The organism is Sphingobacterium sp. SYP-B4668, from assembly GCF_027627455.1.
GTDB lineage: Bacteria > Bacteroidota > Bacteroidia > Sphingobacteriales > Sphingobacteriaceae > Sphingobacterium.
In genome coordinates, this window is the sequence record NZ_CP115483.1 from 3,487,856 (window position 1) to 3,502,589 (window position 14,734).

11 protein-coding genes are annotated in these 14,734 nt (G+C 39.1%); 6 read left to right on the forward strand and 5 right to left on the reverse strand.

Going from position 1 to position 14,734, the window contains the following annotated elements; genetic code table 11:
• Positions 1–421 precede the first annotated feature (421 nt).
• Positions 422–2,875, forward strand: coding sequence for an endopeptidase La (gene lon, locus OQ289_RS14415; protein ID WP_270087558.1), 2,454 nt, complete (start codon positions 422–424; stop codon positions 2,873–2,875).
• 166 nt (positions 2,876–3,041) lie between these two features.
• Here lon and OQ289_RS14420 read toward each other — a convergent pair whose 3' ends face one another.
• The 3 genes from OQ289_RS14420 to OQ289_RS14430 all read right to left on the reverse strand — a co-directional run bounded on the left by OQ289_RS14420 (position 3,042) and on the right by OQ289_RS14430 (position 6,135).
• Positions 3,042–4,688 carry an ABC1 kinase family protein gene (locus OQ289_RS14420; RefSeq protein WP_270087559.1) on the reverse strand — a complete coding sequence of 549 codons (1,647 nt, stop codon included), beginning with the start codon at positions 4,686–4,688 and terminating at the stop codon, positions 3,042–3,044.
• Positions 4,689–4,776: 88 nt separating this feature from the next.
• A complete protein-coding gene (locus tag OQ289_RS14425; protein WP_270087560.1) occupies positions 4,777–5,454 on the reverse strand; it encodes a hypothetical protein in 678 nt (225 codons plus the stop codon).
• 69 nt (positions 5,455–5,523) lie between these two features.
• Positions 5,524–6,135: a WbqC family protein gene (locus OQ289_RS14430; RefSeq protein ID WP_270087561.1), complete on the reverse strand. Its 612-nt coding sequence runs from the start codon at positions 6,133–6,135 to the stop codon at positions 5,524–5,526.
• An 84-nt stretch (positions 6,136–6,219) separates the two neighbouring features.
• Between OQ289_RS14430 and OQ289_RS14435 the strand changes: the two genes are divergently transcribed.
• The 5 genes from OQ289_RS14435 to OQ289_RS14455 all read left to right on the forward strand — a co-directional run bounded on the left by OQ289_RS14435 (position 6,220) and on the right by OQ289_RS14455 (position 11,754).
• The gene (locus OQ289_RS14435) at positions 6,220–7,086 is read left to right on the forward strand and encodes a lysophospholipid acyltransferase family protein (RefSeq protein ID WP_270087562.1); all 867 of its coding nucleotides are present in this window, start codon (positions 6,220–6,222) and stop codon (positions 7,084–7,086) included.
• Entirely contained in the window at positions 7,086–8,114 is a 1,029-nt protein-coding gene (locus OQ289_RS14440) for a glycosyltransferase family 2 protein (RefSeq protein ID WP_270087564.1), read from the forward strand. Before OQ289_RS14435 ends, OQ289_RS14440 begins: the two co-directional genes overlap by 1 nt.
• Before the next feature lie 122 nt (positions 8,115–8,236).
• Positions 8,237–10,258: an NAD-dependent DNA ligase LigA gene (gene ligA, locus OQ289_RS14445; protein ID WP_270087565.1), complete on the forward strand. Its 2,022-nt coding sequence runs from the start codon at positions 8,237–8,239 to the stop codon at positions 10,256–10,258.
• 64 nt (positions 10,259–10,322) lie between these two features.
• On the forward strand, positions 10,323–11,201 hold the full coding sequence (dapA, locus tag OQ289_RS14450) for a 4-hydroxy-tetrahydrodipicolinate synthase (RefSeq protein ID WP_270087566.1): 879 nt from the start codon (positions 10,323–10,325) through the stop codon (positions 11,199–11,201).
• 151 nt (positions 11,202–11,352) lie between these two features.
• Entirely contained in the window at positions 11,353–11,754 is a 402-nt protein-coding gene (locus OQ289_RS14455) for a hypothetical protein (RefSeq protein WP_270087567.1), read from the forward strand.
• A gap of 25 nt (positions 11,755–11,779) precedes the next feature.
• Here OQ289_RS14455 and OQ289_RS14460 read toward each other — a convergent pair whose 3' ends face one another.
• Both OQ289_RS14460 and OQ289_RS14465 read right to left on the reverse strand, forming a co-directional pair.
• Positions 11,780–13,114: a PDZ domain-containing protein gene (locus OQ289_RS14460; RefSeq protein ID WP_270087568.1), complete on the reverse strand. Its 1,335-nt coding sequence runs from the start codon at positions 13,112–13,114 to the stop codon at positions 11,780–11,782.
• A 70-nt stretch (positions 13,115–13,184) separates the two neighbouring features.
• Complete coding sequence (locus tag OQ289_RS14465; protein ID WP_270087569.1) at positions 13,185–14,702, reverse strand: NAD(P)H-hydrate dehydratase; 1,518 nt, start codon at positions 14,700–14,702, stop codon at positions 13,185–13,187.
• Positions 14,703–14,734: the final 32 nt, after the last annotated feature.

Below are 14,734 nucleotides of genomic sequence, written 5' to 3' on the forward strand. Positions count from 1 at the left end.
ACCATCATTTGCGAATACAAAACTGCATATATGGGACATTTCATATTTAATATTATTTTGTAAAAAACATAGGGTGCGTACTATAGAAACACCCCACCCCTGTAATAGAGTAAAAATGATTCAAATAGTTTAAAGCTGCAATCAGAAGTTATGCACATTTCCACATTTTACATCCGCAGTCCTAACTTATATAACTTCCATTCATGCAATCTTAGTATATTTACTTCAATTCTCCTACTGATACTATGACATAAACATATCAATAGACTGCCTTTTTTTCAGTCCGTCAGTTATAATATAGCACAAATGGTACCAATTTTAATCTTGGCACCACGCTTGCACATTAGAATTAGAAGATTTTTTCTAGTTTTAAAACGAACACACCTGACAGCCTGTCTGTTTAGACCCTTAACAATATCATATGAGCAAATTCGAACCCTTTGATTTTAATCAAGCGATTCCTATCATAAATGAAGATACCGAGTTTTTCCCATTATTATCCCAACAAGATGAGGATGAGATGAGCAATGCCGACATTCCTGAAATATTGGCCGTTCTTCCCCTTCGCAATACGGTCCTATTCCCTGGCGTTGTAATCCCTATTACGGTAGGGCGAGACAAGTCCATCAAATTAGTTAAAGATGCTTATAAAGGTGACAAAACGATTGGTGTTGTGTCGCAGAAAGACATGACCATCGAAGACCCTAGTTTTGAACACCTTAACAAGGTTGGCACAGTGGCCAATATCATTAAAGTACTACAAATGCCTGATGGTAATACCACTGTAATCATACAGGGCAAACAACGCTTTCGTCTAAACGAGGTGGTGCAGTCGGATCCCTACTTAAAGGCAAAAGTTGAGCGCTTTAAAGAGGAGAAACCAAAGGTAAACAAGGAGTTCAAAGCCTTGATATCTTCTATCAAAGAACTGGCCCTGCAAATCATTCAGCTATCTCCGAATTTGCCAAGTGAAGCTGGAATTGCCATCAAGAATATTGAAAGCCCTACATTTTTAGTCAATTTCATTGCTTCGAACATGAGTCTTGAAATGGAATCTAAGCAGGAACTTCTAGAAATGAAGGATTTTGACAAACGAGCCAAACAACTATTGGAATATTTGACTACAGAAATCCAACTATTAGAGCTTAAAAATCAAATCCAAAATAAAGTACGTGTCGATCTCGATAAACAACAGCGTGATTATTTTTTAAATCAACAACTGAAAACAATCCAAGAGGAACTTGGAGGGAGCACCCCCGACCTAGAACTCGAAGAATTAAAGAAAAGAGCCCGAACCAAGAAATGGAGAGATGATGTTGCCAAACACTTCAACAAAGAAATTGAAAAGCTAGCACGCATCAACCCGGCAGCAGCTGACTATTCCGTACAATTGAACTATTTGGAATTGCTCTTAGACCTTCCATGGGGCGAACATACAAAGGACAACTTTGACTTGGCACGTGCGCAACGTGTATTGGACAAAGACCACTATGGATTAGAAAAAGTAAAACAACGTATCGTAGAATATCTAGCCGTCTTGAAGCTAAAAAACGATATGAAAGCCCCTATTCTTTGTCTAGTAGGCCCTCCAGGTGTTGGTAAAACTTCCCTTGGAAAGTCAATTGCCAAAGCTCTAGGACGCAAATATACCCGCATGGCCCTAGGGGGTGTACGTGATGAAGCTGAAATCAGAGGTCATCGCAAAACATATATTGGAGCCATGCCTGGTCGCATCATCCAATCTCTTAAAAAAGCGGGAACCTCTAATCCTGTATTTGTCCTTGATGAAATCGACAAAATTGGGGCTGACTTCAAAGGCGACCCATCGTCTGCACTTCTGGAGGTGCTCGACCCCGAGCAAAATACAGCCTTCTACGATCACTATGTAGAAATGGACTTTGATTTATCTAAAGTGATGTTCATCGCCACTGCTAACTCATTAAGCGGCGTGCAACCTGCCTTATTGGATCGTATGGAGATAATAGAGGTAAATGGATATACAATAGAAGAAAAAATTGAAATCGCGAAAAAACACCTACTTCCTAAGCAGCGGGAAATGCACGGCCTCCAGACAAAAGATATCACTATCCGTCCGAAAGTCATCGAGAAAATAATAGAGGACTATACTCGAGAATCTGGAGTTCGAGGTTTAGAAAAGAAAATAGGATCAGTAGTAAGAGGCATCGCAACGCGTATTGTAATGGAAAAAGCATTTAATCCTAGTATTTCTGAAAATGATGTGGAAGACATATTGGGTGCTCCAATCTTTGATAAAGATATGTATGAGAATAACGAGGTTGCAGGAGTGGTAACAGGATTAGCATGGACCTCGGTCGGTGGTGACATTCTGTTCATAGAATCTAGTATAAGCCCAGGCAAAGGGAAATTGAACCTAACTGGTAATTTAGGCGAGGTTATGAAAGAATCTGCCAGTATAGCTATGGCTTATTTACGCTCACATGCCGAGGATTTTGGAATCAATTATAAAGTATTTGACCAATGGGATGTCAATATACACGTGCCAGCGGGAGCGACACCAAAAGATGGCCCCTCCGCGGGCATTACTATGTTGACAGCCTTAACTTCATTATTTACGCAGCGACAGGTCAAGGCTAAGTTGGCGATGACTGGTGAAATTACTCTCCGCGGAAAAGTACTTCCTGTGGGTGGTATTAAAGAGAAGATACTGGCAGCCAAGCGCGCCAATATCAAAGAAATCATACTTTGCAAGTCTAATCAAAAGGATATTTTAGAAATAAAAGAAGATTATGTCAAAGATCTCAATTTCCACTATGTGACCGAAATGTCGGAAGTCATCAAGCTTGCCCTTTTAGATAAGAAAGTCAAGAATGCCAAAAAACTAGACATAGGATAAAACACTCATAGAAAGATTATAAGTAGATATTTTATATAAAGGAACCCCTGAAGCGGGCGCATCAGGGGTTCCAAACCAATTATTAACCTAAATTATGAAATGTTTATGCATTTCGATATAATAAACGAAAATCGTGAAGGTTTATTGTTCATATATTTACTCTTTTTCACCTAGATCGAAATAGTTGCAACAGCAGTGCTGTCGTCAAGAGAAAACTCATTGTAAATCCAATCCATGAGAAAATTGGAATTCCCCAAAGTAAATAACCAACTTTACCATGCGCCATAATACTAGACCCGATGCCAAAAGTCATGGCTAATATCGCCAATATGACCTTATTACCCAGCCTATGCAAGATAATTTGAAAACTATCGAACTCTTTGATGTGATGATTCAAAAGTATCTTATCATGCTTAACCTTATCCAATAAATAAGATAAATCTTCGGGAACGTCCCCCATTATCCCTTTAACAAACTTAGCCTTTTCAAGAATTTGCTTCTTGATATTGTGAGGTGATATTTTTTCCTTAGCAATCTTATCAGCAAAAGGGCTAATACTTTTAGGAATATTGAGATCTGCATTTAATTGATGTCCCACCCCCTCTAAAAGAATAACACCTCGAAGGAGGATATACACAAAGTCTGGCATCAAAATGTGATTACGCTGCAAAATGTTATTTACCATTCTCATCATGGATGAAACAGATAAATTCGCCAAAGAATTCTGTTCTAATAGTTCAAAAATTTCATACGCATCCCTCTCTAACCGACGTTCATCCTCTATATGATGAACCACTGCGAGTTTTTTAATATTCCGAATCAGGTCTCTTGCATCTTTCATCAAAAAATTAATCACCATAGATTCGATGACGGATCTATCTTGGGGAATCATAAACCCCATGGCCCCAAAGTCGATAAATACAACCTGTCCCATCTTGTTTACAAAAAGGTTGCCAGGGTGTGGATCGGCGTGAAAGAAGCCATGCTCCAACACCTGCTCCAAATAAAGATCTAACCCATTTTGTACAATAGCATGGGGATTCACACCTATAGACGCTAATCCTTCTATGTCATTAATTTTGACCCCATCGATGTATTCCATACACAGAATTTCATCATCAGAATACTTCCGGAAGATTACCGGAATATAGATGGCTTCATTTCCTTTGAAATTAGTACGAAAGCGTTCAATATTGTTTAATTCATTGACAAAGGATAGTTCTTTCATAATCGAACTTTCGAAGGATAGTATAATCTGGTAAAGATTCATTTTATGGATTACCTCATATTTTTGCTCCAAAAATTTAGTCAGATCCTTGATGAACGCCAAATCGGCGGAAATTGTATCCTGAATATTGCTTCTCTTAATTTTAAGAACAACCTCTTTCCCCGATTTTAATTTTGCTTTGTATACTTGTCCAATGGAAGCTGCGGCCAGCGGAATCGAATCAATAAAATCAAAATGCTCGTCAGCGTCGATATCAAAGTGTGCACGCAACCTAGCCACGACATCTATTTTTTCAGCAGGAACATCATCCTGGAGTTTCGCTAGTTCCATTCGTAACTCGCTCGGGATAATATCTTCACGATTACTGAGCAGTTGTCCCAATTTAATAAAAGTCGGACCAAGCTCTTCAATAGCCAGTCTCACCCTTACATTAAAATCTTTTTCAAAAATTCGCTCTGTGTGTGTACTCCAATGCAGGACGCTATCAGGCACGATTGAATCAATATTAGATCGCGATATCAGTTCACTAAATCCATACTTAGATAAGATTTGGGCAATTTTACCCACTCTCTTCCATTTATACATACCATATACCATACTTAATTGAATACTATTGGGAGTCAATTACTTCAACATATTAAAGATAAACATTTCTACCAGACGAAGACTTCCGTTAATCTTTTCCGCTTACGCTTCCATCTACACCGAGTACCGACACCACCTTGTCTCCCAATCTGGTAATATCCGATTTTAAACCGACCATCACCGTGAGTGCATGAATAGGTGTATTTTGGATTTTGGTAAAGCTGCGGACGTATCCAAGCTCAAGACCAAGGAAAAAGCCCTTAAACTTATAATCGGCTCCCACTCCTAATTTGGATGAAATGTTGAATTTGGATTTTTTCTCTATTTCAACAATGGAAGTCTCTGGCCTCACAAGAGCCCGCGGTTCCAGAAAAAGACCAAAGCCTGGCCCCAGATAAGCATAAGTATTCAACTGACGATATTGCTTACGCATGCCAGCAGACAAGCTGAGGTTGTAAAACGTAGCATCACCATTACTAATCCTATATTGGGTGAGCTCATCTTCAATTTCTTGTTTATAGCCAAAAGATAGCGTATACAAGACTGGCAAAAGATAAAAACGACTATCTTTTAGCGAGATATCCAACCCCATACTTCCTGAGAATTTTGGGCTCAGTATGTCTTTAGTCTTTCCCATTGGAAAAGCCATACCCGTCCCTCCGAAATAATAGATTTTACGATAATGTATGGTATCAGAACTAGATTGGCCGAATACACCAATGCATATAAAAACCGATAAAAGTATTAAAATAATCTTTCTTGCCATCTATAAAGAGTGTCTTTATCAGGAAACACCTTAGCGCGAAAAAAGTTTGCGTATCAACTAAATAACTTCTCATAAAAAGCTCTTTGCCTGTGGGCCTTGATTAAAAAGTAGATCTATACTACTCATATTAGGCATAAATCCATTTTTGGACTCAAACACCTGATAATAAGGTTTAGGATTTTCGAACAGAGATTCTTTCTTTGGCATAAAAGACGACCGTAAATCCAAATCATCAGGATACGCGCCCTGATAACTCGTAGTCTCTAAAATAGACCTATTAATCTTCATCAATCTCAATATTAACGTCAATTGCTGATAGTTGAAATCAAATAAAAACTCATACTTCTCCGTATAAAGTTTAGCAAAATCATCTTCATAGAATTCAAAATATGCCGAACTTCTATAAGCTGCTTGTATGCTCAGCCAGTGTAATCGCTGCCATGGATGATCATAATTGATTCGGATATCTTTCATCGCTACATGATTTTTTCGTTTGTGGATTATAGGTACGACAAGATCAAGCTTACCATTAGCCGTTGCAATACTGGCTCTGGTACGATAAGTTTGTTTGGGATAATGTTCATATTTCTCCAATACAATGGGTACATCCTGTTTTTGAATAACATGAAAATAAGAAACCGGTGGCAAATAGCATACTGGAAGAATGAGTTGGTTGACCATAAATTGAAAATAGAGCTTTATTTTTAGGCAAAAGTAACTTAAATTAAGGATATTTGTAAAAAATAGCTTTTCAAGAAATACAGCATGAAGATAAAAATTTTGTCAGGTATCCTTTTTTGCCTTTCGATATTACCTTTTGGGGTGCTGTATCTGCTTTCAGACTTTTTCTACTATCTTCTATTTTACGTTGTCAAATACCGTAAAAAGGTAGTTCTAACAAATCTAAGTAATGCTTTTCCAGAAAAAACAAAGCAGGAACGACTACTAATAGCTAAGAAATTTTATCGTTTTTTTCCGGACCTCATTGTTGAAGCTGTAAAAATGAGAACGATTTCAGCCAAGGAGGTAATGAAGCGCATCGAACTCATTAATCCAGAAGAAGTCTATCGTCACTTCGATAGTGGCAAAGCTGTCATAGGAGTTACCGCACATTATTGTAATTGGGAGCTTGGGATACACCGTGTCAGCCTGATGACTGACAACCCTGTTTTGATAATATACAAGCCGCTTAATAACAAAGATTTTAACCATATATTTAATAGTATAAGAGGTCGATTTGGTGCAACAATGGTCCCTATGAAACAGATTTTGAGGCATATCGTCAAGCTTAAAAAACAGCCTCATATCAGTATGTTTGTAGCCGACCAAACACCAGTATACCAAGATTCGGACTATTTTCTCCAATTTTTGAATCAAGAGACGTTGGTCTATACTGGTACGGAGAGAATTGCCAGACTTACACATAATCCAGTTGTCTTTTGCCATATCGGACGAAAAGAAAAAAGAGGACATTATTACTGCAAATTTACTACTTTAGTAGAAGATGCCTCTCAGTATGAAGAACACGAAATCACGAAGCTACATAATCGATTTACAGCGGATATTATCCGAGAACAACCCGAATATTGGCTATGGTCGCACAGACGTTGGAAGCGAAAACGTAGAATGTAATGAATTATCCTAAAGTTGCCCTTGTCATTCTAAATTGGAATGGAGAGTTTTTCTTGGAAAAATTTCTTCCTTCTGTATATAATAGTGCCTATCCGAATATCGAGTTTATCATTGGAGACAATATGTCTACTGACAAATCAGTAGCTTTTGTCCAAGAGTACTATCCGCAAATCACCATTATTCAAAATGATCAAAACTATGGCTTTGCGGGAGGATACAACAAAGTCTTGGAACATGTAGAAGCGGACTACTACATCTTGCTGAACTCAGACGTCGAAGTCACTGAAAATTGGATAGCTCCAGTAATCGATATGCTGGAATCCAATTCGGATATGGTAGCAGCACAACCCAAAATATTGGCTTACCACGAAAAAACAAAGTTTGAACATGCTGGTGGTGCCGGTGGTTTCATTGACAGTTACGGATATCCGTTTTGTAGGGGACGTATCATGGATCAATTGGAATCAGATAATGGTCAGTATGATGATGAAAGGGAGATCTTTTGGGCATCAGGTGCAGCCTTTTTTATTAAAAGCCATGCGTGGAAAGAAGCGAAAGGCTTTGATGCAGATTTTTTCGCCCACATGGAGGAAATTGATTTGTGCTGGCGCTTAAAAAAGATGGACTACAAGATTGGATATTGCTCCCAATCAGTCGTGTACCATGTCGGTGGAGGCACCCTCAATACCAGCAATCCTAAAAAGACGTACCTCAATTTTAGAAATAACCTCGTCATGCTACAAAAAAATCTCCCATTTTGGACTGCGATATGGGTTATTTTTGCTCGGCTTTGGTTAGATTTGGCCGCTTTGATTAAATTTTTGTTAGAGAAAAAGTTCAAAGACGCGTGGGCGATAAGCCGATCACATCAATATTTTTTCCTAAATATTTTCAAAACAGCAGAAAAACGTAATGAACAAACACGATTCGAAAATACAACGGGAAAATACAAAGGTTGCATCATTTGGGATTTCTTCGTGAATAATCATCGAAAATTCTCTGAGCTTCCCGACAAAAATTTCAAATAGGACCTCAGACGTCGACGTTCCGCAAAACGCATAAAAGAGCATAGATTTTAATTCAATATTTTTGCTATTAAAAAAGCACTATAATTGCTTTAGAGGCATTATTTTTTGTAATTTCGCTAGATATGTCAGCAGTTGAAATTCAAGAAAAAATAGCACAACTCACTCAGGAACTGAATCATTATAATTACCAGTATTATGTTTTGGCGCAGTCCTTGATTTCGGATTACGATTTTGATCAGAAGCTCAAAGAATTAGAGGCCCTTGAACTGCAATATCCTCAATTTGCTGACCCTAACTCTCCAACACAACGTGTCGGAGGAGACATTACTTCTAAATTCAACACTGTTAAACATCGTTGGCCAATGCTTTCGCTTGGCAACACATATAGTCAAGATGAACTTCGCGATTTTGACCAGCGGGTACGCAAAATAATTGGTGATGATTTTCAATATGTATGCGAATTAAAGTTTGACGGTCTCTCTATTAGTCTGACTTATCAAAATGGCAGATTAGTGCAAGGTGTGACCCGAGGCGATGGTACACAAGGAGATGATGTGACAACTAATATCAAAACTATCAGGAGCATCCCACTCACACTCAAGACTACAGATTTTCCTGAGGAATTTGAAATTCGAGGAGAGATTTTCATGCACAAATCAGCCTTCCTGAGATTAAACAAGGAGCGTGAGGAAAATGGAGATCAGACTTATGCAAATCCTCGAAATTTTGCAGCTGGGACTATAAAATTACAGGATTCTGCAGAGGTCGCTAGACGACCCCTTGACTGTTTCCTGTATTTCTTATATACTGAAAATCGTCGAAAACAATTCACTACGCATTGGGAAAGCCTAGAAGCTGTGCGCAACTGGGGCTTCCATGTCTGTGACCACACCAAATTGTGTAACGACATATCCGAAGTATTTTCATTTATTGATTATTGGGATACCGAAAGACATAATTTGAGCTATGAAATAGATGGTATCGTAATCAAAGTCAATGACTATGCTCAGCAAGAAGAATTAAGTTTTACTGCCAAAAACCCGCGTTGGGCTACTTCCTATAAATTTAAGGCTGAACGTGTGGAGACGATTTTAAAATCTATCAGTTATCAAGTAGGACGTACTGGCGCTGTTACGCCAGTAGCTAATCTTCAACCGGTACTACTAGCTGGTACCACCGTCAAACGTGCGTCTCTACATAATGCTAACGAAATAGCAAGACTTGATCTTCATACACAGGATACCGTATATGTTGAGAAGGGAGGAGAAATCATCCCAAAGGTAATTAGTGTCAATCTAGAAAAGCGCCTACCAGATGCATCTCCCTTCCACTACCCCACTCTTTGCCCAGAGTGTCAATCCAAACTAATTCGAGAAGAGGGCGAGGCCGTGCATTACTGTCCAAATGAAGACGGCTGCCCACCACAGATTGTGGGTAAGATGCAACATTTTATTGGACGTAAAATGATGGATATAGAAGGACTTGGGAATGAAACGATCGAGACATTCTTCAAGAAGGGCCTGCTTAGCAATGTAGTCGACATCTACGCACTGAAAGAGCATGAAGAAGATCTGCAGCAAATGGAACGCTTCGGTCAAAAATCCATAGACAATATGATAAAGGGGATTGAAAAATCCAAACAGAAACCTTTTGAAAAAGTTCTTTTTGCCTTAGGAATTCGACATGTTGGAGAGACTATTGCAAAGAAACTAGCTTCATACTTTAAAAATATAGATGCCTTGACCACTGCGACTATTGAAGAGATTGCTTCAGTACCAGATATTGGAGGTAGAATAGCAGAAAGTGTCCATCATTACCTCAATGCTCCCGCACACCGGAGCCAAATTGAAAAATTGAAGGAATATGGTCTCCAATTCGCAATTGAGGAAAAAGAAGTCGTATTGGAAAGCAATAGTTTGGAAGGAAAAACATTTTTGATATCCGGTGTATTTGCAGATTTTTCTAGGGAAGAGCTAACGGCGATAATTGAAAATCATGGTGGCAAAATGGTTGGTAGCATATCTGCAAAACTCAATTACCTTGTTGCGGGAGACAAAATGGGTCCAGCCAAACTCATCAAGGCGGAAAAACTACAAGTTCCAATTATTAACGAGCGTGATTTATTAGCCTTAATAAATATGTAGTATGGAAGGAACAAAAAAAAAACATATTTTATATTACTAACATCCACTAATCAAAAACAACACAATGAACGAGCTTCACGGAGCAGGAGTCGCATTAGTCACTCCGTTTAATGCAGAAGGATCTATTGATTTTGAAGCCCTAGCACAACTTATTGAGCTTCAAATCAATGAAGGTATGAATTACTTGGTTTCTTTAGGAACTACAGGCGAAGTCGCTACACTTTCTAAGGAAGAACGAAAGCGTATCTGGGATTTTACTGCCAAGCAGGTGAATGGCCGTATTCCATTGGTTGCCGGTATCGGGGGAAACAACACTGCTGAAGTGGTTGATCAAATTCTTGAATTTGACAATAGCAGCTATTGCGCAATCCTTTCAGTATCTCCCTACTACAGCAAGCCAACTCAAGAGGGAGTTTACCAACATTATAAAGCCGTTGCTGAAGCGTCTAAACTACCTATTATCCTGTACAATGTCCCAGGACGAACCGGAAGCAATATGACCGCTGAGACAACAATACGATTGGCTGAAGATTTCCAAAATATAGTTGCAATTAAGGAGGCATCGGCTAACTTTGCACAATTCAGTGCTATCTTAAGAGACAAGCCTCAGCACTTCCTGCTTATATCAGGTGATGACCCAGCTACCCTTCCCATGATGGCTATGGGTGCAGTCGGTGTCATATCTGTAGTTGGTAATGCTTACCCCGCAAAGGTAGTGAGTCTTACCAAGTATTGTGCACATCATGATTATGTAAGTGCTAGAAAGGTCCATAGCGAACTATTGGAGATTACCGATCTATGTTTTGTTGAAGGAAATCCATGCGGAGTAAAATATATCCTACAACAAATGGGTATCGGTCAAGACTACGTCAGGTTACCACTCGTACCTGTAGGAGCTAAAGTACAGGGGGCTATTGACCAAGAAATGGAGAGAATTAGATAAAGCTAAGTCTACTCTGACCAGCATCTGTCAATATCTGAAAAAGTTAGGAGTACCAAAAGGGAGATTTTGAAAATCTCCCTTTTTATTTTTGGGGAAGCTCCTATTTATCAAGTATTCTCTTTACATTAGTTCAAGACTTCGAACAATCCAAATGGAAGAAAACAGTATCCAACAAAAAAAATCAGGATTCAAAAAATTTATTTTGATTCTTGTCCTCATCCTTTTAGCCATAGGCTCAGGAACTATTTACTATAAATATTATTTCGTATTTGGCGAAGGTGTAAAATCTGGTAAATTGAACTTTGCAGTAAAAAAAGGAAACATCTTCAAGACTTATGAAGGAAAATTGATACAAGAAGGGATTGGCCAGGGAAAGACAGGCGGATTAGCTAGCTACGAATTTGAATTTTCCATTGTTGACGATTCCGTCTTTCAAGTATTGGAGCTAAACAGTGGGAAATTCTTCGACCTCCATTACAAAGAATACCATGGTGTATTACCTTGGCGGGGCAATACCGTATATGTCGTCGATAAAATCATCAATATGAGATAGTTTCTCAAAGGAATAAATACACACACTAATTTACCAGATACGGTATCGGATCTTTAAGTCTAAATGAGAAACGAAGATTTTGTCCATCCCTTTGGACAACAATATGAACCTGCTTGCCTTCATCCTCGGTCAGTAGGTGTTGTATTTGATCTAGAGACAATGCGCCCGTCTGTCGTTTGTTTATACTGACAAGCATATCCCCCTTCTTCAAGCCTGATTCTTCCGCTGGTGATCCCTTTCGGATGTTTGTTATGGAATAAGATGATTTCAACACAAACTTGTATTGGAGATCGCTTGTCTCAGCTTTATAAATGGGCTTGGTTTTACCCAATTCTTCGCTTTCTTTGGGAATATTTACCCTTACCCAGTCTTTGACCCACACTAGCCCATCATGCTTAATATCCACGCCACTCATATCCACTAAAAAAGGCTTATTATAATATTTCCCCTTTTTGAGATACAACATCTGTGAAGGGTAATCAAAGATTACTGTAAACCTCCTTAATACTTCACTTCCGATCGAGCCAATTCGCCCCGGCACCAAACGAGCAGACCGAAGTGCAGAGCTATCTGGAAATGAAGCCGTTGGCGTCCTAAATCTAAATTTTCCAATATCCAAACTATGTATCCTACTCATCTTACCGTGGATATCTCCGTTGAACCCCCTACCAATAAATTCGTCAATATTAGGTTCATTCAATATAAATCCTGGAATCCGCGACGGGAAAATAAGCAGTGCATCACTATTTCCCATGTCTACAAGCATTTTAGCGGGGATCATACTTTGCTTCAGTCGTACAGCAGTATAGATATAGGGTCTGCTATTCTCAAGTTCGATTGGAAATTTTTCAAACTTTCTAATCTTACTCTTTATCAACGATGAATTTCTATAGAGCGTCATCCGGCTCCTTGTGTAATCCATCTCCACCGGATAATCCTTAAAGAAGTGACTGCCCAAAATCCCATTTACAGGGACACCCACATATGTCGAAAAATTGAATTCTTGATTCAATACCACAAATATGGTATGCGCAGTATCGAGCACTTGCCCCCCAACCTCTAGACGATTGCCCGCAGCGACTATAGCATCGATGCCTTCGTTTTCGCCTAATCCATTAAATTTCAGTCGTTTTGGATTATTGAGCGTTATATGATCATTATCTATCCCGAATAGAATCGTTTCTTTAACGCCTGTGTCCAATAAAAAAGTGAGGTCCACGCCATTAATCTTAATTGGGACCAAAACCAAATTACGAACAAATTTAAAAGGTATAATCACCCTATCCGCCGTACGATCAAAGTCAAAATGACCTTGTCCATGGGATAAAAGCGAGTCTAAAATAAGTAATATGAAGACCATACACCTCATATTATTGGAGACTTATGTTTATAATTTTAGTTTATGCAAGTTAGAAGAAAAAAGCAATCCTTCAAAGAAATCGATGTCTTTTAATCTCCTGCATGGCAGGGCTAAGTTGAAGAATAATATCTGAAGCCACCAGTCCCTCTTCACCAATTTCATCCATTACGCGATCACCTGCAGCCCCGTGCAAATAAACCCCTAAAACGACTGCATCCATGGGTTCATATCCCTGTCCCAGCAACGAGGTGATTATCCCGGTCAGCACATCCCCACTGCCACCAGTCGCCATTCCAGGATTACCTGTAGAATTAAAATAAAGGTGACCATTCGGATTAACAATCATTGAATTGGCTCCCTTAACCAAAACAATCACTTGATATAATGAAGAGAATTCTTTCACTTTCTCAATTTTGTCTATATCATTTGACCATTTTCCAATTAGTCTTTCTAGTTCCTTTGGATGCGGAGTCATAATCGTATGAAAGGGCAAGCAAGACAACACTTCTCTTCGAGAGGCGACAAGATTCAATGCATCGGCATCAAGCACCAATTTTGAAGAAGGCGACAACGATTGGAGAAATTCGAAAAAAGCCGTTTTGGTTTTCGACTCCTGTCCCATCCCCATCCCGACGCCCACGGCAGAAAAGCTATTCACCGTTGGAAAAATCGATATTAACTCCTCTTCAGGATCGGTGAGGACCATCACCTCCGGCACCGCGGTCTGTAAACAAATATATCCACATCTTGGAACATACACCGTGCACAATCCACATCCAGCTTTCATTGCTGCTAGACAGCATAGTGACATTGCTCCGATTTTGCCATAGCTCCCTCCTATCAATACCACGTGACCAAAACTACCTTTATGACTATAGCGAGTTCTCATTTTCACGAGTGAAGCGACTAATGCCTCGTCGATGTAGTAGCTGTGTGACACCTGACTGTCTAAGGCATTTTTATCTAACCCAATATCCAACACCTCAAATTCACGGGTAAAGTGATGATTATCGGGCAGCAATAACGCCATTTTAGGTGTTTGAAAAGTATATATCTTATCCGGCTTAACCGCTATCGCAGCCGACTCATTTACATGGTCTGCTAGGAGTCCAGATGGCATATCAACCGACAGTACAAGATTAGGATGCGCATTAATACGATCAACCAGTAATCGATACTCAGTAGACAGAGGTCTAGACAGCCCCACCCCAAAAATACAATCAATAATTATCTCTTTATCAGATAAATATGGGATATTATCTAAATCGAAAAATGAAATATATGTGTTATCAATTTTACTTTGATTAGCAACATTATCAGAAGAATAACGTGCTGACTTTAAGATATGAACCTTTACCTTTTCACCCATCGATAACAATAAACGAGCAATTACCAATCCATCCCCCCCATTGTTCCCTCCTCCGCAAAGTAAAGAAAAGGTCCTTTCCTTTTTCTGACTCAAGTCCCTAAGCACTGCCTTCACTACTTCTTCAGAAGCCCTTTCCATTAACTCCAATGAAGAGATCCGTTGTGCAATTAGGGTCTGGCAGTCTACCTCTTGAACTTGGGCCGCTTTCAATATTTTCATAATGATCTATAAATCCTAAAAATTCACATAGC

Excerpts from the sequence above, each read along its gene's own strand:
- lon (WP_270087558.1), top strand. The coding sequence starts at position 422 with ATGAGCAAATTCGAACCCTTTGATTTTAATCAAGCGATTCCTATCATA.
- OQ289_RS14420 (WP_270087559.1), bottom strand. The coding sequence starts at position 4,688 with ATGTATAAATGGAAGAGAGTGGGTAAAATTGCCCAAATCTTATCTAAG.
- OQ289_RS14425 (WP_270087560.1), bottom strand. The coding sequence starts at position 5,454 with ATGGCAAGAAAGATTATTTTAATACTTTTATCGGTTTTTATATGCATT.
- OQ289_RS14430 (WP_270087561.1), bottom strand. The coding sequence starts at position 6,135 with ATGGTCAACCAACTCATTCTTCCAGTATGCTATTTGCCACCGGTTTCT.
- OQ289_RS14435 (WP_270087562.1), top strand. The coding sequence starts at position 6,220 with ATGAAGATAAAAATTTTGTCAGGTATCCTTTTTTGCCTTTCGATATTA.
- OQ289_RS14440 (WP_270087564.1), top strand. The coding sequence starts at position 7,086 with ATGAATTATCCTAAAGTTGCCCTTGTCATTCTAAATTGGAATGGAGAG.
- ligA (WP_270087565.1), top strand. The coding sequence starts at position 8,237 with ATGTCAGCAGTTGAAATTCAAGAAAAAATAGCACAACTCACTCAGGAA.
- dapA (WP_270087566.1), top strand. The coding sequence starts at position 10,323 with ATGAACGAGCTTCACGGAGCAGGAGTCGCATTAGTCACTCCGTTTAAT.
- OQ289_RS14455 (WP_270087567.1), top strand. The coding sequence starts at position 11,353 with ATGGAAGAAAACAGTATCCAACAAAAAAAATCAGGATTCAAAAAATTT.
- OQ289_RS14460 (WP_270087568.1), bottom strand. The coding sequence starts at position 13,114 with ATGGTCTTCATATTACTTATTTTAGACTCGCTTTTATCCCATGGACAA.
- OQ289_RS14465 (WP_270087569.1), bottom strand. The coding sequence starts at position 14,702 with ATGAAAATATTGAAAGCGGCCCAAGTTCAAGAGGTAGACTGCCAGACC.